General features: G+C 68.1%; 16 protein-coding genes and 1 riboswitch. Of the genes, 11 read left to right on the forward strand and 5 right to left on the reverse strand.

Annotated elements, in window-relative coordinates:
• Nucleotides 1-103 precede the first annotated feature (103 nt).
• The 3 genes from ACF8ME_RS12405 to ACF8ME_RS12415 all read right to left on the reverse strand — a co-directional run bounded on the left by ACF8ME_RS12405 (nt 104) and on the right by ACF8ME_RS12415 (nt 4,528).
• On the reverse strand, nt 104-2,311 hold the full coding sequence (locus ACF8ME_RS12405; protein WP_392416700.1) for an AAA family ATPase: 2,208 nt from the start codon (nt 2,309-2,311) through the stop codon (nt 104-106).
• On the reverse strand, nt 2,308-3,558 hold the full coding sequence (locus ACF8ME_RS12410; RefSeq protein ID WP_017404759.1) for a hypothetical protein: 1,251 nt from the start codon (nt 3,556-3,558) through the stop codon (nt 2,308-2,310). Before ACF8ME_RS12410 ends, ACF8ME_RS12405 begins: the two co-directional genes overlap by 4 nt.
• A gap of 148 nt (nt 3,559-3,706) precedes the next feature.
• Nucleotides 3,707-4,528 (reverse strand): hypothetical protein, encoded by an 822-nt coding sequence (locus ACF8ME_RS12415; protein ID WP_016446083.1) that lies wholly within the window; start codon nt 4,526-4,528, stop codon nt 3,707-3,709.
• A gap of 205 nt (nt 4,529-4,733) precedes the next feature.
• On the opposite strand from ACF8ME_RS12415, the gene ACF8ME_RS12420 reads away from it, so the two are divergent.
• The 8 genes from ACF8ME_RS12420 (at nt 4,734) to ACF8ME_RS12455 (ending at nt 13,080) form a co-directional block, all read left to right on the forward strand.
• On the forward strand, nt 4,734-5,465 hold the full coding sequence (locus ACF8ME_RS12420) for a 2OG-Fe(II) oxygenase (protein WP_016453410.1): 732 nt from the start codon (nt 4,734-4,736) through the stop codon (nt 5,463-5,465).
• A 27-nt stretch (nt 5,466-5,492) separates the two neighbouring features.
• Nucleotides 5,493-6,143, forward strand: a complete 651-nt coding sequence (alkB, locus tag ACF8ME_RS12425) for a DNA oxidative demethylase AlkB (protein ID WP_392416702.1) — start codon at nt 5,493-5,495, stop codon at nt 6,141-6,143.
• Between the two features lie 14 nt (nt 6,144-6,157).
• Nucleotides 6,158-6,832, forward strand: coding sequence for a 2OG-Fe(II) oxygenase (locus ACF8ME_RS12430; RefSeq protein ID WP_392416704.1), 675 nt, complete (start codon nt 6,158-6,160; stop codon nt 6,830-6,832).
• A gap of 12 nt (nt 6,833-6,844) precedes the next feature.
• Nucleotides 6,845-7,164, forward strand: a riboswitch (cobalamin riboswitch).
• 120 nt (nt 7,165-7,284) lie between these two features.
• Nucleotides 7,285-9,411: a TonB-dependent receptor gene (locus tag ACF8ME_RS12435; RefSeq protein WP_392416705.1), complete on the forward strand. Its 2,127-nt coding sequence runs from the start codon at nt 7,285-7,287 to the stop codon at nt 9,409-9,411.
• A complete protein-coding gene (locus ACF8ME_RS12440) occupies nt 9,411-10,454 on the forward strand; it encodes an ABC transporter substrate-binding protein (RefSeq protein ID WP_392416708.1) in 1,044 nt (347 codons plus the stop codon). The genes ACF8ME_RS12435 and ACF8ME_RS12440 overlap by 1 nt, the downstream gene beginning before the upstream one ends.
• Complete coding sequence (locus tag ACF8ME_RS12445) at nt 10,441-11,526, forward strand: iron ABC transporter permease (RefSeq protein ID WP_013802411.1); 1,086 nt, start codon at nt 10,441-10,443, stop codon at nt 11,524-11,526. Before ACF8ME_RS12440 ends, ACF8ME_RS12445 begins: the two co-directional genes overlap by 14 nt.
• A complete protein-coding gene (locus ACF8ME_RS12450; RefSeq protein WP_392416710.1) occupies nt 11,523-12,311 on the forward strand; it encodes an ABC transporter ATP-binding protein in 789 nt (262 codons plus the stop codon). Before ACF8ME_RS12445 ends, ACF8ME_RS12450 begins: the two co-directional genes overlap by 4 nt.
• Entirely contained in the window at nt 12,298-13,080 is a 783-nt protein-coding gene (locus tag ACF8ME_RS12455; protein ID WP_392416712.1) for a CbiX/SirB N-terminal domain-containing protein, read from the forward strand. The genes ACF8ME_RS12450 and ACF8ME_RS12455 overlap by 14 nt, the downstream gene beginning before the upstream one ends.
• Nucleotides 13,081-13,084: 4 nt before the next feature.
• Here ACF8ME_RS12455 and ACF8ME_RS12460 read toward each other — a convergent pair whose 3' ends face one another.
• A complete protein-coding gene (locus ACF8ME_RS12460; protein ID WP_013802414.1) occupies nt 13,085-14,011 on the reverse strand; it encodes a LysR family transcriptional regulator in 927 nt (308 codons plus the stop codon).
• A 166-nt stretch (nt 14,012-14,177) separates the two neighbouring features.
• Between ACF8ME_RS12460 and ACF8ME_RS12465 the strand changes: the two genes are divergently transcribed.
• Together ACF8ME_RS12465 and ACF8ME_RS12470 are read left to right on the forward strand one after the other, a co-directional pair.
• Nucleotides 14,178-15,503, forward strand: a complete 1,326-nt coding sequence (locus tag ACF8ME_RS12465) for a serine hydrolase domain-containing protein (RefSeq protein ID WP_392416715.1) — start codon at nt 14,178-14,180, stop codon at nt 15,501-15,503.
• Nucleotides 15,504-15,629: 126 nt separating this feature from the next.
• Nucleotides 15,630-17,462 (forward strand): methyl-accepting chemotaxis protein, encoded by a 1,833-nt coding sequence (locus tag ACF8ME_RS12470; RefSeq protein WP_392416717.1) that lies wholly within the window; start codon nt 15,630-15,632, stop codon nt 17,460-17,462.
• Between the two features lie 68 nt (nt 17,463-17,530).
• Here ACF8ME_RS12470 and ACF8ME_RS12475 read toward each other — a convergent pair whose 3' ends face one another.
• Nucleotides 17,531-18,523, reverse strand: coding sequence for a tripartite tricarboxylate transporter substrate binding protein (locus ACF8ME_RS12475; protein ID WP_043783529.1), 993 nt, complete (start codon nt 18,521-18,523; stop codon nt 17,531-17,533).
• 267 nt (nt 18,524-18,790) lie between these two features.
• Between ACF8ME_RS12475 and ACF8ME_RS12480 the strand changes: the two genes are divergently transcribed.
• Nucleotides 18,791-19,459: a GntR family transcriptional regulator gene (locus ACF8ME_RS12480; protein ID WP_012205610.1), complete on the forward strand. Its 669-nt coding sequence runs from the start codon at nt 18,791-18,793 to the stop codon at nt 19,457-19,459.

A 19,459-nucleotide genomic window follows, 5' to 3' on the forward strand; every position in this document is an offset into this window, starting at 1 on the left:
ATACGATGTATATTATGTTAAATCACAATTGCGATTAACACTGTCCAAACCCAGGTAAGGCACTCTTCCTGCACCAGGCCTGCCTGTCTTCCGCCTCTTTTTTTCAGCTGTTCAACCCTCTTCCCAGGCTCTCCAGTTCCTGCCTCAACAACAACTCCGTCTCCTGCGGTTCGAATTGGCGTTGCAGCAGCGGGATGGTGAAGACGTAGCGTGCGTCGTGCACGCCGTGGGTTTCATCGCGGCGCAGGACGTAGGCCAGTTGCAGGCGGGCCAGGGATCGGCGCAAGGCCTGGGCCTGGCCGGTGGCGCCGTGGGCCTGGACCAGGGCGTCGAGCGCGGTCAGGCTGGTGTGACCTTGCTGGGCCGTGTGATAGACTGCGATGCGGTCCAGGCGGCAGGCCTGTTCGTCGGTGCTCAGGCGGCCCCAGCCGACCAGCGCATCCTGTACGGGCTGGGATTCCAGCGCCTGGCGCAGGTGGCGCTCTTCGATCACGCGTTCGTCGGGCCCCAGGGCTTGCAGGCATTCCTGGCAGAGGATGGCGACCAGATTGGCCCGCCTGCCGCTGGCCTCGATCAGGCGTTCGGCCAGGGCGTCGTTGGCGTAGCCCACGCGCAGCCTGCGCAGCGGCTCGGTGGCCAGTGCCTGGCAGGCGGACGGCTCCAGGCCGCCGATGGCCAGGATGTCGCCGAAGTTGCGCAACGGCGACTGGTAGTCGAGCAACGCTGCCGCATAGAGATCCCAGAATCCCGCCAGCATGAACCAGCAACGGCCCTCCTCGCTCAGCGCACGCAAGGCGCTGAGCTGGGGGTAGCCATTGCGGGCTTCGTCGCGGAAGAACAGGTCGGCCTCGTCGATCAGCAGGTACAGCCGCCTGCCCTGCGATTGCGACTGCAGGTGTTCGATGATGGCCTCCAGCGGTGTCTCCACGGGCAGGCCGAACTGGGTGGCCAGGCGCGGCGTAAGGCGGTGGTCGCGCAGCGAGAGGTAGTGGCAGGCAATGGACGGATGCTCCTGCAGGCGCCGTTGCACGGCCTTGAGCAGGCTGCTTTTGCCGAGCTGGCGCCCTCCCACGACCAGGTAGTTGGCCGGTTCGCGGTTGAGTATGCGCGCCAGCAGGCGCTCGCGGCCGAAGAACACGTCCTCGCGCGTCACGCCGCCGCGCGTCTGGTAGGGCGAGATGCGCGTGACCTGCAGCTGCGCGGCCAGCAGCCGCAGCAGCACCTGCGCGGGCTCGCCGCCCATCAGCCATTCGGTCTGACCGGGGCTGTCCAGCACTGCGTGCAGATTGGCGCGGTCCTCGGCATGGCGCTGCAGCAGCGGCATGGGCGACTGCGGATGGTGCGGGCTCACGATGAGCACCACGTCGCCGCCGGTCTGCAGCAGGCGCAGCTGGCGCACGAGTTCGCCCTCTTCCAGTTCTTCCAGCTGCTCTGGCAGCGCATAGACCAGGCAGCGGCCCAGGGCGATGGGCAGGTCCGGCGGCAGCGTCCATTCGAACATGCCACCGGGCACGGGCCATTCGCCCTCGGCGGTTTTGCAGGTGGCCGACAGTCGTTCGGCCAGGGCGCGCACGCGGGCGGCGGGGCTGGCGCCGGCAAGGCGCAGGGCACGCTGCCAGTCGGGCGGGCGTATGCCTGCGGCGCGCAGCACGGCGGACCGCCGGCCGGTGAGCCGCAGCAGCCGGTCCAGCTGGGGAAGATGCTGATACGGCTTGCGGCGCAGGCGCCCGGGCTTGAGCTGCGCCGGGCCTATCAGCGGATGGCGGACCAGCCACAGCAGGGCCAGGCCACCAAAGACCAGGGCGCAGGTCCAGATGATGTTGCGCAGCCAGCCAAAGGGCTCGTGCTCTGGCTGGCCTGGCGAGGGGCTGCAGTTCAGCGGCAGATAGCGTGGCGGGGTGGGTGGCTGGCCGCCCTGGCAGCTCCAGTCCTGGCTGGGCATGTTCAGCTGCAGCAGGACCTGGGTTCCTGAGAGCACGCCCATCTGGCTGTCGCGCACGATGTCCGCCTGCAGCACGAAGGGCCTGGGCGAACTCATGCGCACGCGGGGCTCGGCAATCTCCGGTGCCACGCTGGCGATGTCCTGCGGCCAGCTTTCATGCTGGCGCACATGCTCCATCAGGGCCAGGCGCCACAGGATGATTTCGTTCCAGACCCGCCCTGAACTTTCCGCGCCCTGCAGACTGCCGCGGGTAACGGGGTTGTAGCGGGGCAAAAGTATGGCGGTGCCTATGAACAGCGTGAACAAGGCCAGCAGCGCGGCGCGCCAATAGGATCGGGGCAGCTGCAGAAGGCGGGCCGGGCCGCTCATGCCTGCAGCACTGCCATTGCGGCTTCGCGGGCGATGTCGCAGCGCCAGTGCAGGTAGGCGCCCTCGCCCGCTCCGCGCACCTGCAGCAGGTTGCCCCAGAACAGGCGCCGCAGCACGGCATCTTGCAGATAGGGCCGCGCACGGCCCAGCGATGCCGCATCCACCAGGCTTCGCAATTGATCGCGTGCGGCCGGCTCCTGCGCCAGGGGCAGCAGGGTCTGCCACAGGCGCGCACTGGCCACCAGATGGGCGCGCAGCAGTGGCGAGTGCACGGCAGCGATGCCCACACCCTGCTCCACCAGCCATTGCAGCGCTTCCTCGAAGAGCGCGGGATGCCCGCCCGTCAGGGCCTGCAGCGCCTCGATGACCTCGGCCGGCCAGGCTGTTGCCGGCCAGCGCTGGCGCGCCATCAGGGCCAGGTCTTCCAGCGTGGGGTCGGGCCAGTGTGCCACCTGGCCGATGTTGAGCAGGGACAGGTCGCCGCTGCGGTACTTGAGGTCGGCCAGCGCCTCGCTGCCGCACAGCAGCAGGTGCAGGCGGCCGCTGTGCATTTCGCTGAGGCTGCGCAGGATGCCGGCCAGCGTCTCGCGCAGTGCGGCCGTGCCTTGCTCGAAACGGCTGACCAGGCAGAACAGGCGGCCGCCTGCCAGCAGGCGCTTTTCCAGCAGGGCCTCGAATTCATAGTCCGAGCCCACCTCGCCCAGCCCGCACTGCCGGCCCAGGGCCGCAAAGTAGTCGGCCGGGGCCGTGCTCACGCTGTACGGCGGCTGGATGTGCAGTACCGCCTCGGCGCCGTACTGGGCGCGGGCACGCAGCAGCAATTCCTGACGGAACGGGGGCTGACCCCAGTGCGCGGGAGACAGCAGCATGGTGATGGCATAGGGCGAGGCCTGGGCCAGCTGGGCAAAAAGCCGGTCCATGAAGCCGGCAAAAGGCTGGGCGCCAGCGGCTGGCGCCTGCAGCGGGAACTGCGTGGCAAAGCCGGCGGCGGAGAACAGGCGATTGGTCTCCGCCTCCGTCAGCCGCAGATACTGGGCGCAGGCGGCCAGCCGGTCGCGCGAGCGCGGATTGGGCAGGGAAACCCCATTCCTCCAGTTGTTGACGGCTTCCCGGCTCAGCCCGATCTCGGTGGCCACCCCCGAAGCGCTGGCACGGATGCGGCGCATGTACAGACCCAGAAGATGGCCGAAATCCTCGTGAACGCCTGCTGCCACGGCGGGGCCCTGCTCGATTGCGGTGGGCTGCATCAGCATTGGCCCTGCTCAAAAAGACGGCGCCTGATGGCGCATGTCCATCCTGCCGTGACGACGGTCGGTATCCACATCCTGTTCACCCTCTCCTGGGACTTTGCCGGATCTTGTGCAATTTGTTTCATTCTGCCGAGCGCGGATTGTCTCAGGATGCCGGGTCGCTGCCGCCCTGCCCCGCGAACTCCCGCCGCGCACTGGCCATCCGGTACAGCGGCAGCACGACCGCCAGTACCAATCCCAGGGCCAGCCAGAGCCACAGACCCTTGCCTCTGAAAGCCAGGGCGGCAACCACGGTGAACGCGACGGCCTCGCACAGTCCGCGAAAGCCGGCCCGCAGCATGAACAGGCCCGCGATGCCGTCCACCGGCGACACGCCGCTCTTGCGCAGGCTGGCCATGGTCTCCAGCAGGGCCTGCACGGACTCCTGGGCCTGGCGATCGCGTTCCTGGTCACGCTCGCGCAGTTGCCTGATGGCCATGGGCTGGGCGGGATTGCTGAGTGAGGTGCCATCGTTGCCCTCTTCCTGCCCCGGGCGCGGATAGACCTCTGCGTCGGGATCGACCAGCACCTGGCGCTCCGGGTAGCGGGCCAGCCAGGCATGGTGGCTGACCCATTGGCCGGCATCGAAGTGATAGCGCTCGCTCTCTCCCACCTGGTCATAGAAGACATGCAGCACCGCCGCCTGCAGGCCGTGCTGGAACAAGGTCTCCAGCAGCCGCCAGGGCATGCCGGCCGTGGTGCGGGTGTCGAAGCCCAGCTCCAGGTGCTGGGGGTGGCCCAGGGCGCTGGCATTGGCCCAGTCGTCATCCCACAGCGCGGACCGGTCCAGGGCGGGGTCCAGCTCATGGATCCAGCGCTCGGCCTGCTCCCAGGACTGCCGGGCCAGGTACTGGCAGATCAGTTGCACGCGGCGCAGCTGCAGGGGCGTATCGAAGAACAGATAGAGGTGATGGACGTTGCTGGACATGGCGGGCCTGAGGCGTTTGCAGGAATGCCGCGATTGTTCAATTGCAGCTGCCAGCCGGCCCTCCCAGGCCTGTCCAGCACGCGGCTGGCAGGCGCTCCCACCGGTTGACATTCTGTCCACTGCAAGAAGCGGGATGCAGGCGCTGCTGCGGCGCCCTAGACTGCGGCAATTGCCCACAGCGCCCATACCGCCAACCGCGCCCGCCATGCACAACCTCCGTCTTTTCGACAACGAAGCTTGCGAATCCGCCCCGCCCTGCCAATGGACGCAGATGGAGCACCAGCTCGACGAGCACGGCTGTGCCCGGCTGCCCGGCCTGCTGGACGCGCAGCAATGCCGTGACCTGGCGGCCCTCTACACCAGGGAAGACGGTTTTCGCTCCCGCATCGTCATGGCCCGCCACGGTTTCGGGCGTGGCGAATACCGGTATTTCGACTACCCCTTGCCACCTCTGCTGCAGCGGCTGCGCGAACAGCTGTATTCCCGCCTGGTGCCGGTGGCCAACCGCTGGAACCAGCGCATGGGGCTGGATGTGCGCTATCCGGACCGGCTGCAGGACTTCCTGGCGCGCTGCCACGCGCACGGCCAGTTGCGGCCCACGCCGCTGATCCTCCAATACGGCGAGGGCGACTACAACTGCCTGCACCAGGATGTCTATGGAGAGCATGTGTTTCCGCTGCAGGTGGTGTTGCTGCTGTCGCGGCCGGGGCAGGACTTTGCGGGCGGCGAATTCGTCATTACCCAGGCAGATGGCGACAGGCAACGGGCCGATGTGATGGCGCTGGACCAGGGCGATGCGCTGGTCCTGGCCGTGCGCCACCGGCCCGTGCCGGGGCGGCGCTCAGGCTACCGCCGCGCGGCCATGCGCCATGGCGTCAGCCGCGTCCGAAGCGGCCATCGCCATACCGTGGGGCTGATCTTTCATGACGCACTCTGATATGACGCACTTTGATGGACGGCCGGTATGAGCACGCTGGATCTTTTTGCCGATGAACCTCCCATGGGCATCGAACCCATTGGTCCCCAGTCCGTGGTGCTGCGCGGCCATGCCCTGCCTCATGCGGCGCCACTGCTGGCTGCGGTGGACGGCGTCATGGCCCAGGCGCCGCTGCGCCATCTGGTCACGCCGGGCGGCTTCACCATGTCGGTGGCCATGACCAACTGCGGCGCGCTGGGCTGGACCAGCGACCGGCGCGGCTACCGCTACAGCGCCATCGACCCGGTCAGCGGCCAGCCCTGGCCCGCCATGCCGGCCGTGTTTGCGCAGCTGGCGGGCGAAGCGGCCGCCGCTGCGGGCTTCGAGGGCTTCGCGCCCGACGCCTGCCTGATCAACCAGTACCTGCCCGGCAGCCGCCTGTCCCTGCACCAGGACCGCGACGAGCGTGACCTTGGCGCGCCCATCGTCTCGGTGTCACTGGGCATGCCGGCCACATTTCTGTTTGGAGGGCTTGCGCGCGCGGACAGGACGGCCAGGGTGTTGTTGCAGCATGGCGACGTGGTGGTCTGGGGCGGCGTGGATCGGCTGCGCCACCACGGCGTGTTGCCGCTCAAGGACCAGCCTCACCCGCTGCTGGGCGGGCGGCGCATCAATCTCACTTTTCGCAAGGCGGGTTGAATGGAGGGGGCGACATGGATGGGCTGAACAGCAGTGATCGCTTCGCCGGCCTGGACTGGGGCCGCATTGCCACCCAGCTCGATGCAGAGGGCCATTGCCTGCTGCCACGGCTGCTGAATGCGGATGAAAGCCGCGCCCTGGCCGGCGAGGCGGCCATGCGCAATGGCCTGCCGCCCTCCCTCGACACATGGCGCCCGGTGCTGTACCGGCACCTGCTTGCCATTGCCAATCGCTGGCGTGCCCAAATGGACATGCAGCCTGCCCTGCCCGCCTCGTTCGAGGCCTTCGGGCAGCTGGGCCGCCAGTGCGGCCAGATGCATCCGCAGTCGCACCTGCTGCATGTGGCGCAGGCGGGCCATGCCCCGCTGCGCTCATACAGCGAGGGAGCGGCGGTGTTCCCGCTGCAGCTGGTGCTGCTGCTGTCCCGGCCGGGCAAGGATTTCGAGGGCGGCGAGTTCGTGATGACCGAGCAGCGACCGCGCATGCAATCGCGCCCCATGGTGCTGCCGCTGGGCCTGGGGGATGCGGCCATCATCGCCACGGGGCCGCGCCCGGTGCGCGGTGCGGCAGGCTTTTACCGCGTGCACCTGCGCCATGCCATCAGCCGCGTTCACCGGGGCGGGCGCCTGGGGCTGGAACTGCTGCTGCACGACGCGCCGCAGGCTACCGACGCGGGCCGCTGGCTATAATGCCGCGCCTGCAAAGGCATCCGTGCAACAGGTGTCCACATGCCAGCCATGGGGATGAAACGGGAACAAGGTGACTGCCAGCAAATGCTTTTTGCGCTGCCGGCACAGGCCTTGGCTGCCCCCGCAACGGTAAACAGGTCAAGGCGTTCCATGCCTGTCCCGCCAGACTCCGCAACCCTGCGGAGGGGCGATGACAGGCTGTCACTGGTTCATGGCGTGGTCTGCAACATGCAGCTTTTCGCGGGTGGATTGGGAAGACGGGGCGCTGGGCGCAAGGCATCTCCTTGCGCCGCTTGTGAGCCCGGAGACCGGCCTGCTGCTTTTCGCGCCCGCTGAGCGGGCGCTTTCTTGACTGTCTGCGGGGTGCGGATGGCAATGTCCTGCACCCTATCCTTGCACGCTGGCTGGAGAGGCGGCAGTGCCTTGCTTTCGCATCAGGCGGTCGAAGACCGATGTTCGAAATGCATTCCTCCCTTTCCTGCGTTCCCAGCACCCGTGCTGCCGATTCCCTTTGCCTTCGGCTGAGCCCGCTGGCCCTGGCCTTCGCCTTCCTGTCCGCTCCTGTGCAGGCACAGACTGTCCTGCCCGAAGTGCAGGTCACCGGCCAGGCCGAACGCATCGGCCAGCAATTGGCCCAGCCTGCGCGCTCGGCCAGCCATACCGGCGTCTCCAACCAGGAAGTGCCTGCCAGCGTGGATGGTGTTTCTGCCGAGCAGATGCAGGAGCGCGGCGACTACGCCCTGGTGGACGCCGTCACGCGCACCGTGGGCCTGACCTCCAGCAGCACGCCGGGCAACGGCGGCCTGTCCTTCAGCAGCCGTGGCTTTGCGGGCGTGAACTCCGTGGGCGTGGCCGAAGACGGCATGGTGCTGGGCGTGGCCGCCGGCACCACGGCCTATCCCGGGGACAGCTGGGGCTACGAGCGCATCGACGTGCTGCGCGGCCCGGCCTCGCTGATGTATGGCAGCGGCACCATGGGCGCCACCGTCAACGCCATCCGCAAGCAGCCCAGCCGCACCAGCTCGGCCGAGGTGCTGGTGGGAGCGGGCACGGACGACACGCTGCGCGTGGGCCTGGGCGTGACCGGCGCCCTGGGCGCCTATGCCAGCTACCGCATCGACAGCTACACCGCGCGCAGCGCGGGCGAGCGCGACCTGGACCAGTCGCGCAACGGCAAGTTCATGAGCACGTTGCGCTTGGAGCCCACGAGCGACCTGCAGATCGACCTGATTGCCGACCGCAGCGTGCAAAAGCCCAGCCGCTACTGGGGCACCCCTGGCCTGGACGGCAAGGTGGTGGAGTCCCTGCGCGACCGCAACTACAACGCAGAAGACAGCGTGCTGCGCTATGCCGACGAGCGCCTGCGCGCCAAGGTGCAATGGAAGGCCAATGACTGGCTGACGGTGCGCAACGAGCTGTACCACGTGCAGTCGGACCGCCACTGGCGCAACATCGAGGCCTACGCGCTCAACCCCGCCACCTGGACCGTGGGCCGCTCCGACTACCTGGAAATCCTGCACGACCTGGAGCAGACCGGCAATCGCCTGGGCCTGAACGTGAACCGGGGCTCGCACAAGATCGCCATGGGCTGGGAGGCCGCGCGCATCAACCTGCGGCTGTCCAACAACTCGCCCTACGGCGGCTCGTCCACGGTCTCGGCCTGGGACCCCGTGCATGGCAGCTGGGCCAGCCCCGATGTCACCAAGGCCAAGACCGAAACCGGCGTGACCCAGCATGCGCTGTACCTGGAGGATGCCTGGCGCATCAGCAACCGCTGGCTGGCCATGGCCGGACTGCGCCGCGATGTCTACAGCTTTGCCAGCCATTCCCTGGTGGGCGGCACGGATTTCAACAAGACGCTGGCCGCCACCTCCTGGCGCCTGGGCCTGACCTATGAGCTGGCCCGCGACACCCATGTCTATGGGCAGATCAGCTCGGGCCATGATCCCGTCAACAGCCTGGTGTCGCTGAACCTGGCCAACACGGCTTACAAGCTGAGCAAGGGCCGCCAGGCCGAGATCGGCATCAAGCAGCAGGTGGCAGGCGGGCGCGGCGAATGGACGCTGGCCGTGTTCGACATCAAGAAGGACAACATCATCACGCGCGACCCCGACCGCCCGGCCATCTCCATCCAGGGCGGCAGCCAGTCCTCGCGCGGCGCCGAGGTCACTGCCAACTTCCAGGCCACGCCCACCCTGCGCCTGGAGGGCAACCTGTCCTATGTGGATGCCCAGTTCGACAAGCTCATCGAGGCCGGCGGCAACCGCGCCGGCAACCGCCCGCAGAACGTGGCCAAGACCACGGCCAACCTCTGGGGCCACTACCGTGTGGGCGCCTGGCAGGCCTCGCTGGGCCTGCGCTACGTGGGTGACCGCTTTGGCAACAACGCCAATACCGTGAACCTGCCCGCCTACACCGTGGCCGACGCCGCGCTGAGCTGGCAGGTGGACCCGCGCACCACCCTGAGCCTGATCGGCCGCAACCTGGCCGACAGAGTCTATGTGGGATCGAGCTACGGCAGCCAGTTCCTGGTCGGGCAAGGCCGCCGCTTCGAGATCGCGGCGCATATCCGGTTCTGATGGCCATGGCGCGCTCCCACCGCCTTCGCGGCCTTTGCACAGCCGCCCTGGCCGCCGCCGTGCTGCTGGCCGGCTGCTCGCGCAGCGATTCCGGCACGACCAGTGAACTGCCGGCACCGGCTGCCGCACCGCAGGCGGCCGTGACCGTCAATGTCTGCGGCAGCCCCGTGACCTACGCCAATGCACCGCTGCGCGCCGTGACCCATGACGTGAACATCACCGAGATGTTTCTCTTCCTGGGCCTGGGCGAGCGGCTGGTGGGCTACAGCGGTATCACGCAGGCCAAGCAGATCGACCCGGCCTTTCAGGCCCAGCTGGCCCGCGTGCCGCGGCTGGCCGAGCGCGAGATGAACCTGGAGGCCATCCTGGGCGCCTCGGCCGACTTCGTCTTCGGCGGCTGGAGCTATGGTTTTCGCCAGGGCCAGGTCACGCCCGAGGTGCTGCAGCGCCACGGCATTGCCTCGTATGTGCTGTCCGAATCGTGCATCCGCGTGGGGCCGCGCAGCCAGGTGGCGCTGGAAGACGGCCTGACCGACCTGCGCAACCTGGGCCGCATCTTCCGCATCGACGCCCATGCCGAGCAACTGGCGCAGGGGCTGGAGCGCGACCTGAAGGACCTGCGCGAGCGCATGCAGGGCGTGCGGCAGCGGCCTGCGGTCTTCGTCTACGACAGCGGCCAGGACATCCCCGTGACCGTGGGCCGCTACGGCATGCCGCAGGCCATGATCGAGGAAGCGGGCGGGCGCAACATCTTCGACGACATTCCCAGCAACTGGCCCGCAGGCAACTGGGAGGACGTGGTGCAACGCAACCCGCAGTGGATCGTCATCATCGACTACGGCCAGCCCCATGCCCAGGGCAAGATCGACTTCCTGCTGGCCAAGCCCGAGCTGGCCGGCGTCGATGCCATCCGCGAAAAGCGGTTCTTCGTGATGACCTATGCCGAGGCCACGCCCGGCCCGCGCAATATTGCGCGGACCCGTGCCCTGGCGCAGGCCCTGCACCCCGACCGCATGCCGGCGCCCAGCCATGCGGCCAACTGACTCCCGCTGGCCCAGGCGCCCTGGCGCCGCCCGCCTCTGGTGCCTGCTGCTGTTCGCGGCCCTGTTGCTGGTGATGACGCTGGCCATCACCTGGGGGCCCGTGGACATGCCGGCCGGCACGGTCTGGCGCATTGCCTGGAGCCGGCTGCTGCAGGTGCTGGGCATGCAGCCGCCGCCGCTGGAGGGCATCACGCCGCAGCACCAGCAGATCGTCTGGCTGATCCGCATGCCGCGCGTGCTGCTGGCGGCCCTGGTGGGCGCGGGGCTTGCCGTGGTGGGCACCATCATGCAGGCCATGGTGCGCAATCCGCTGGCCGATCCCTATCTGCTGGGCGTGTCCTCGGGTGCGTCGGTGGGCGCCGTGGCCGTGCTGGCCTTCGGTGCGCTGGCCTCGGCCGGCATGTACGCCCTCACGGCCGGGGCCTTTGCAGGGGCGCTGGCGGCCACCGTCGCCGTCTACCTGCTGGCGCGCTCCCAGGGCCGCATTCATGCCACGCGGCTGATCCTGGGCGGCGTGGCCATCGGCTATGTGCTGGCGGGCGTGACCAGCCTGATCACCCTGTCATCGGGCCAGCGCGACCTGGCCAATGCCCTGCTGACCTGGACGCTGGGCAGCCTGGCCGGCACGCAGTGGGAGGAACTGGGCATTCCCGCCGCCGTGCTGGCTGCGGGAATGCTCTGGCTGGGGCTGCAGACGCGCCCGCTCAACGCCCTGCTGGCCGGTGACGAGGCCGCCGCCACGCTGGGCGTGGACACGGCACGGCTGCGGCGCGCACTGTTCCTGGCGGTGTCGCTGCTCACGGGCACCATGGTGGCGGTCAGCGGCGCCATCGGCTTTGTGGGGCTGATCGTGCCGCACGCCGCGCGCATGCTGGTGGGCACGGACCACCGGCGCGTGCTGCCCGTGGCCGCCCTGGCCGGCGCCCTGCTGCTGGTGCTGGTGGATCTTGTCGCGCGCACGGCCTTTGCGCCCATGGAACTGCCCGTGGGCGTGATCACCTCGCTGATCGGCGGACCCTTCTTCGTCTGGATGCTGGTGCGCCAGCCGGTGCAGGGAGGGCGCGGCCCATGAAGCTGCAAGCCCAGGACCTGTGCTGGAGTGCCGATGCCCGGCGTGCCGACGCCCGGCGCATCGTGGACCAGGCCAGCCTCGCCCTTCACAGCGGCGAATGCGTGGGGCTCATCGGCCCCAACGGCAGCGGCAAATCCACCCTGCTGCGCATGCTCTACCGCGTGCTGCGCCCCGACGCGGGCTGCGTGCTGCTGGACCAGCGTGACATCCGGGATATGACGGCGCGCGAGTTCGCGGCCCAGGTCTCGGTCCTGGCGCAGGAGGCGCCGCAGAGCTTTGACTTCACCGTGCGCGAGGCGGTGATGATGGGCCGCATCCCCCACCAGTCCCCCTGGGCGGGCGACAGCGCCGAGGACCTCGCCTGCATGCGGCAGGCGCTGGCCCAGGTGAATGCCCTGGCGCTGGAGGCGCGGCGTTTTTCCAGCCTTTCCGGCGGCGAGAAGCAGCGCGTGCTCGTGGCCCGCGCGCTGGCCCAGCAACCAAGGCTGATGCTGCTGGACGAGCCCACCAACCACCTGGACATACGCCATCAGCTGGAGTTGATGGGCTTGGTGCGCAGGCTGCAGATCAGCAGCATCGTCGCCCTGCACGACCTCAACATCGCCGCCCACTACTGCGACCGTCTCTATCTCATGGAACAAGGCCGCATCGTTGCCCATGGCACACCGGCCCAGGTGCTGACCCCTACCACCATCGGCCAGGTCTACGGCGTGGCTGCCGAGGTGGACATCCATGCCGCCACCGGCCGGCTGCGCATCAGCTTCATTCCCGATGAACTCCTCTGAAACATCCATCCCGCCCGGGCCCGATGCCGTGATCGTGCTGGGCCGCGGCGGCACGGGCGCCGCCTCGCGCCAAAGCCTGATCGAACTGGCCGATGCCTTGCGCCAGACGCTGGAGCCGGCCTGCAAGGTCGTCACATCGTTCGTGGACAAGGCCGCACCCTCGCTGCCCGAGGCGCTGCAGCAATGCCTGCCGGCGCGCTCCATCGTCGTGCTGCCCCTGTTCTCGCCCGACGAGCCTGCCCTGCTGCGCTGGCTGCACAAGCTGGCCATGCGCTGGCGCTCGCAGTTGCCGGACCAGGGCGTGCAGGTGCGATTTGCCGACCATCTGCTGGGCGCTGCGACCATGCCCGCGCTGCTGCTGTCGCAGATGGCCCAGGGCCTTCAGGCCCCCGATATTGCCGAGACCGCAGGCGACCAATGGCAGCACGATCCCCAGGCCTGGTCCCAGGTGCCGGACCACCAGCACCATGCCCTGGTCTGCACGGGACCGCGCTGCACCGCCCTGGGCGCCGTGGCCGTCTGGCAAAGCCTGGGCGAGGCAGTGCAGGCCAGCAGCGAACTGCGTGCCAGGCTGCGCCTGCTGCAGACCAGCTGCCAGTACCCCTGCAACCATGGCCCGCTGGCCATCGTCTATCCGGACGGCGTCTGGTACGGGCGGCTCACGGCCGAGAATGCCGCCGAAGTGATCGAAACCCATGTGCTCTCGCGGCAGGTCTGCGCAGAGCACCATGTGCACGGGCCTGTGGAGCTGGGGACGCGGGCTTCGTGATGTCTCAGGGCTGTGCCGCCTCCAGCTCGGCCAGCCTCACCGCCACAAAATCCCGCAACGCACGCACCAGCGGCGTGAACTGCCTGCGGCTGGGGGCGACCAGGAACAGGGGCACGCACTCGGTCGTCCAGTCGGTGCACAGCGCAAGAAGGCGGCCCCGGGCCAGGTCCTCGGCCACGTCGAAATACGACTTGTAGGCAATCCCCCGCCCGGCCACGGCCCAGCGCCGCACGGCATCTCCGTCATTGGCCACATTGCGGCCGCGCACCCGCACATGGACGGGCTCAGGTACGGCAGCCCCCTGCCCTGCCGGCCAGAAGCTCCAGCGGTCGTGCACTTCCTCGCCCAGCATGAAGCACAGGCAGTCATGGCCGGCCAGGTCGTGGGGGGTGGCGGGGGCGCCGCGCTGCTGCAGATAGGAGGGCGCGGCGCAGAGCACGCGGCGGTGCGTGTCCGACAGCGGCAAGGCCACCAGGCTGGAATCCTGCGGCCTGCCATAGCGAAATGCCGCGTCCACAGGCTCGCTGTAGACATTGGCCGCGCGGTCGGACAGGTGCAGGCGCAGATCCACGCCTGCGTGCTGGCTCTGGAACTCGTCCAGCCAGGGCATGAGCACATTGCGGCCCAGGTCGGAGGGGGCGGCCAGTTGCAGCGTGCCGCGCAAAGCGGCCTGGCCGCCAGCCAACTGGTCGCGCACCTGGCGCAGGCCGGCCAGCGCGGGGCGGCAGTGCTCCAGAAACAGCTCGCCCTCCTGCGTGAGCCGCAGGCTGCGCGTGGAGCGCACGAACAGGGTCACGCCCAGCTCTGCCTCCAGCCGCTTGAGCGCTGCGCTGGCCGCAGCCGGGGTCAGGTCCAGGGCGCGCGCCGTGGCCGAAAGGCTGCCGCTGTCTGCGGTGCGCACGAAGATATCCAGGTCTTGCAGGCTTTTCATGGGCATTCGCCAGGCTTTGATTTTCAAAAACTATTTGAAGCTTAGTCCAACGAGAAAGCCATTTGTCGCGCTTGCGCCAACTGGGCGCACGGCCTGGGATGGAAGCCGGCTTCCATCCTTTGGCAGCGGATCTTGGCGCCGCGGCAACCGTAGTATGGTTGCTGGCATGCAGCTCAAACATTTCGCCGGTGCCCTGGCTGGCAGCCTTGTGTTCGCCACAGCCACGGCAGGGGTCACCGCAGCCAAGACCCCCTCCTACCCCGATGCCGATGCCAGCGACCCCGCAAAGCTGGGCTGGATGGTGGGCTCGCCGCCGCCGCCGGACCGCATGCTGCGCTTCGACGACGGCTCCTATTTCCAGTTTCCCGCCATGCGCTGGAGCGTCTCGCACTTTCGCCAGCTCATGCCCACGGTGAATGTGTCGCGCGGCCTGGCGCCTGCAGCGCCGCTGGCCCAGGCGCTGCGCGAAGACATCGACGAGCTGCGCTTCACGCCATTGGGTGCCAGCCAGTCCATGACCTGGCGCGATTCGCTCAAGGCCAACTACACCGACGGCATCGTGGTGCTGCACAAGGGCCGCGTGATCTATGAACGCTACTTCGGCGTGCTCAAACCCGAAGGCCAGCACGGCGCCATGTCGGTGACCAAGTCCTTCGTCGGCACGCTGGCGGCCATGCTGGCTGCCGAGGGGCAGCTCGACCCCTCGCGCCGCGTGTCGGAATACGTGCCCGAGCTGGCGGCCTCGGCCTTCGGTAATGCCACGGTGCGCCAACTCATGGACATGACCACGGGCATACGCTTCAGCGAAGACTATGCGGACCCCCAGGCCGAGGTCTGGGCGCACGCGGCAGCGGGCAACCCGCTGCCCAAGGCCAAGGACTACACCGGCCCGCGCAGCTACTACGAATTCCTGCAGACCGTGAAGCCCGAAGGCGTGCACGGCAAGGCCTTCGGCTACCGCACGGCCAATACCGATGCGCTGGGCTGGGTGCTGGCGCGCGTGAGCGGCCAATCGGTGGCCGATCTGCTGTCCGAGCGCATCTGGAGCCGCTTGGGCGCCGAGCAGGATGCCTACATGTCGGTGGACTCCACTGGCACGCCCTTTGCAGGCGGCGGCCTGAACCTGGGCCTGCGGGACCTGGCGCGCTTTGGCGAGATGCTGCGCAACCGGGGCCAGTTCAACGGCCAGCAGATCGTTCCCGCAGCCGCCGTGGACGACATCCGCCGGGGCGGCGATGCGGCGGCCTTTGCCAAGGCCGGCTACAAGCTGCTGCCGGGCTGGACCTACCGCAACATGTGGTGGGTCACGCACGACGCCCATGGCGCCTTCGCGGCGCGCGGCGTGCATGGCCAGACCGTCTACATCGATCCCAAGGCACAGATGGTGATTGCGCGCTTTGCCTCCCACCCGGTGGCTGGCAATGCGGCCAATGACCCGACCTCGCTGCCGGCCTACGAGGCCCTGGGCAGGCTGCTGGCTGGGGAGCGCTGAAGCGCTGAAGGGGCGCGAATTTCCCGCATAGGCTTCGGCGGCCAGGGGGCACCGCCTGCAAGAATGCGTATTGTCAAGAAAATTTGCTAACGTATGTAGCATCTTCTTGCAATAAGTAATTCTTCTATGTTCCAGTCCCTGCGTGCGCGACTCATCGCGCTCAGCGTGGCCATCGTCACCGTGGCCATGCTGGCCCTGGCCATTGCCAACTTCCTCACGGTGCAGCGCCATGTGCTGTCCACCCTCGACGACCAGAGCCGCCAGCTCGTGAACGCCCAGGCCCAGGTGCTGGGCGAATGGGTGGCGACCAAGCGCCTGCTGACCCATACCCTGGCGCAGGCGGTCGATACGCCGGAGCCGCATGCCGTGGTCCAGGCTCTGCGCGACGGCGGCGGCTTCTCGGATGCCTACTTCGGCTACACCGACAAGCGCATGTTCTTCCTCAATGAGATGGCTGCCGACTACGACGTGACGGCCCGCCCCTGGTTCAGGCAGGCGTTGAAGGAAGGCCGCCCCATCGTGACGGCGCCCTATCTGTTTGTCTCTCCGCCCGAAGTGGGCGTGACCTTTGCCGAGCCCGTGGGCCCGGCCGGCAATCCCGTCGCCGTGGTCGGCACCGACGTGCTGCTGACCACGGTGGTGCGCACCGTGGGCGCCATCCGGCCTACGCCGGGCAGCTTTGCCTTCTTGGTGGATGAGGCGGGCGCCATCGTCACCCATCCCGATCCGGCACTCACGCTCAAGCCCGTCTCCGCGCTCTCGCCCCAGTTGGGTGCCGATGCCATCCAGGCCCTGCCCAAGGCGGGCACGGGCATGCGCACGGCCGTCAGTGGCAAGGACTTCCTGCTCTACGGCCAGGGCGTGCCCGGCACGAACTGGCAACTGGTGGTGGCCGTGCAGCGCGACGAGGCGCTGTCCGCGCTGGGTTCGCTGCTCAAGGTGTCGGGCGCCATCGTTGCCATTTCGCTGATCCTGGCGATTGCGCTGCTGGGCGCCGTCATCGCCCGCGTCACCCGCCGGCTGGCCGTGGTGCGCGATGCGCTGGAAGACATCGCCTCGGGTGACGGCGATCTCACGCGCCGCCTGTCGGTGCAAGGCAACGATGAACTGACGCAGATCGCACGCGCGTTCAACCACTTCACCGACAAGATCGCCTCGGTGCTGGTGCGCATCCGGGAATCGTCCGAGACCGTGCGCCATGCCTCCACCGAAATCGCCAGCGGCAACCAGGACCTGTCGGCACGCACCGAGCAGCAGGCCAGCTCGCTGGAGGAAACCGCTGCCGCCATGGAGCAGCTAACGGCCACCGTGCAGCACAACGCCGAGAATGCGCGCCAGGCGCGGCAACTGGCCAGCAGCGCCTCCGACATCGCCACGCATGGCGGCACGGTCGTGGACCAGGTGGTGCGCACCATGGGCGGCATCGAACAATCCTCGCACCGCATCGCCGACATCATCGGCGTGATCGACTCCATAGCCTTCCAGACCAACATCCTGGCGCTGAACGCCGCCGTGGAAGCGGCCCGCGCCGGTGAGCAGGGCCGCGGCTTTGCCGTGGTGGCCTCCGAGGTGCGCACCCTGGCCCAGCGCAGCGCCACGGCCGCCAAGGAAATCAAGGCGCTGATCGACGACTCCGTGGGCCAGGTCGATGCCGGCAGCCGCCTGGTGCAGGACGCGGGCGCCACCATGGGCAAGGTGGTGGAAAGCGTGCAGCGCGTGACCGCCATCGTCACCGAGATCAGCAATGCCAGCCAGGAACAGAGCACGGGCATTGCCGAAATCGGGACCGCCGTCAGCCAGATGGACCAGTCCACCCAGCAGAACGCGGCCCTGGTCGAAGAGGCCACGGCCGCGGCGCAGTCGCTGCAGCAGCAGGCCGCGCAACTGGCGGACGTGGTGGCAGGCTTTCGGCTGGACAGCGAATCATCCCGGTCCAGAAGCATCGCCCTGCATAGGTGAAATCGGCGCCGCACGGCAGGCAACCCACCGCCGTGCCCCACCGCCCTGCCCCGGCGGCGCCGGTCCGGTTACTGCAGCGCGATTGCGGCCTGCCGCACCAGCTTCTCCGTGCGGGGGACCTCGGTTTTGACGAAGGCCTCGAAGTCGGCAACGCTGCCGCCACGGGCTTCGGCGCCGGTGGCCACCAGGCGCTCGCGGAACTCAGGGGTGTTCAGCAGCTTGTTGATCTCGGTGTTGAGCCGGGAGACCACGGCCGGCGGCGTGCCGTGGCTGGCCACGATGCCGTACCACGGGGCGATGTCAAAGCCCGGATAGCCTTGTTCGGCAATTGTCGGGATGTCCGGGGCCATGGCGGCGCGGCTCGCAGTCGATACGCCCAGGGCGCGCAGCTTGCCGGCCTTCACCTGGGGCAAGGCGGTCATGATGGTGTCGAAGTACAGGGAGACCTGGCCCGATATCAAGGCCGGAATGGCCTCGGCCGCACCCTTGTAGGGCACATGCACTATGTCGATGCCGGCGGCCTGGCGCAGGAACTCGCCAGCCATGTGCGAGGTCGTGCCGGCCCCGAACGAGGCATAGGTCAGCTTGCCGGGGTTTGCCTTGGCATAGGCCACCATCTCAGCCAGCGTACTGAACGGCAGGGACGGGTTTGCCAGCAGCACATTGGGCGTGACCGCCACGATGGCCACCTTCTCGAAGGCGTCCGGGTTGTAGCTCAGCTTCTTGTACAGAAAACGATTGGTGACCATGGAGGCCGGCCCGCTCATCAACAGGGTGTAGCCGTCGCCCGGGGCCCGGGCGGCGGTGTCGCTGCCGATCATGGCGGCGGCACCCGGCTTGTTTTCCACCAGCACGGGCTGGCCCAACGAAGTGCTCAGCCCGGCCCCCACTTGCCGGCTCAAAAGATCCGTGGCGGACCCGGCCTGAAAGGGGACGACGATGCGAATGGGCTTGCTGGGCCAGGCGCCGGCCCCCTGGGCAGAGGCTTGAGCGGATGCAACAAGGGCCAGGGCGGACAGCAGGGCCGTGGCCAGGGGAGTGCGGAGCGTTTGGAGAGGCATGGTCTTCATCAGGTTGGAGAGCAGGCATGGCGAAGGAACAGGTTCCGGCTGCCATGGGGGAAATGCATAGATATTTAGATATTTGTATCCAATCATGCAGAAGACTAGCAAGCAATAATCGAACCAGCTTTAGGGAAAACCGCCTCTTGCCATCAGCTGCACAGGCATGGCTGTGTGGAAACCGGCACAAACGGGGTCCGGGAGGCGCAGGCAGGTCCCCGTAGAATCGGCGGGCCCCTGCCCTGGGCGAAAGACACCGGATAAACCATGCTGACCGACCGACGCGCCTCGTTTGACACTGTCCATGCCACGGCACAGGAAGAGGCCTACCAACACATCAAGCGCGGCATACGCACGGGCGAACTGCGCCCGGGCATGCGGCTGGCACCGGATGACATCGCGGCCGAAATTGGCACCAGCCGCATGCCCGTGCGCGAGGCGCTGAACCGCCTTGCCACGGAGGGGCTGATCGTCAACCGCCCCAACCGTGGCTCGGTGGTCCGGGTGCTGACCGAAAAAGAGGTGCGCGAGGTGTTCGCCATGCGTTCGGTGCTGGAGGGCCTGGCGGCCACCCTGGCGGCCGAGAACGTGACCACCAATGACATCCACGATCTGGAGCAATTGCTGCAGCGCATGCACCGCAGCGGCCTGAATGCATCGGAATGGATCACGGCGCACCGCCAGTTCCACGAGCGCCTGTGCACCATTGCCGACGCTCCCCAGCTGATGCGGCAGATCGCGTCCCTGCACTCGGTCTCCGAGCCCCTGATGCGGGTGTGGCTGGAGGGCAAGCCATCGACGGACTACGTGCACGACAGGCACGAAGAACTCATAGGCGCATTGAAGGCCAGGGATGGCGCAAAGGTGGAAGCCCTGATGCGCGCCCACATCCTGCGCACGCTTCCAGGCATCCTCCAGGCGAACCAGGCCGACTGA

Source organism: Delftia sp. WSY_7 (assembly GCF_043104845.1).
GTDB classification, from domain to species: domain Bacteria; phylum Pseudomonadota; class Gammaproteobacteria; order Burkholderiales; family Burkholderiaceae_C; genus Comamonas; species Comamonas tsuruhatensis.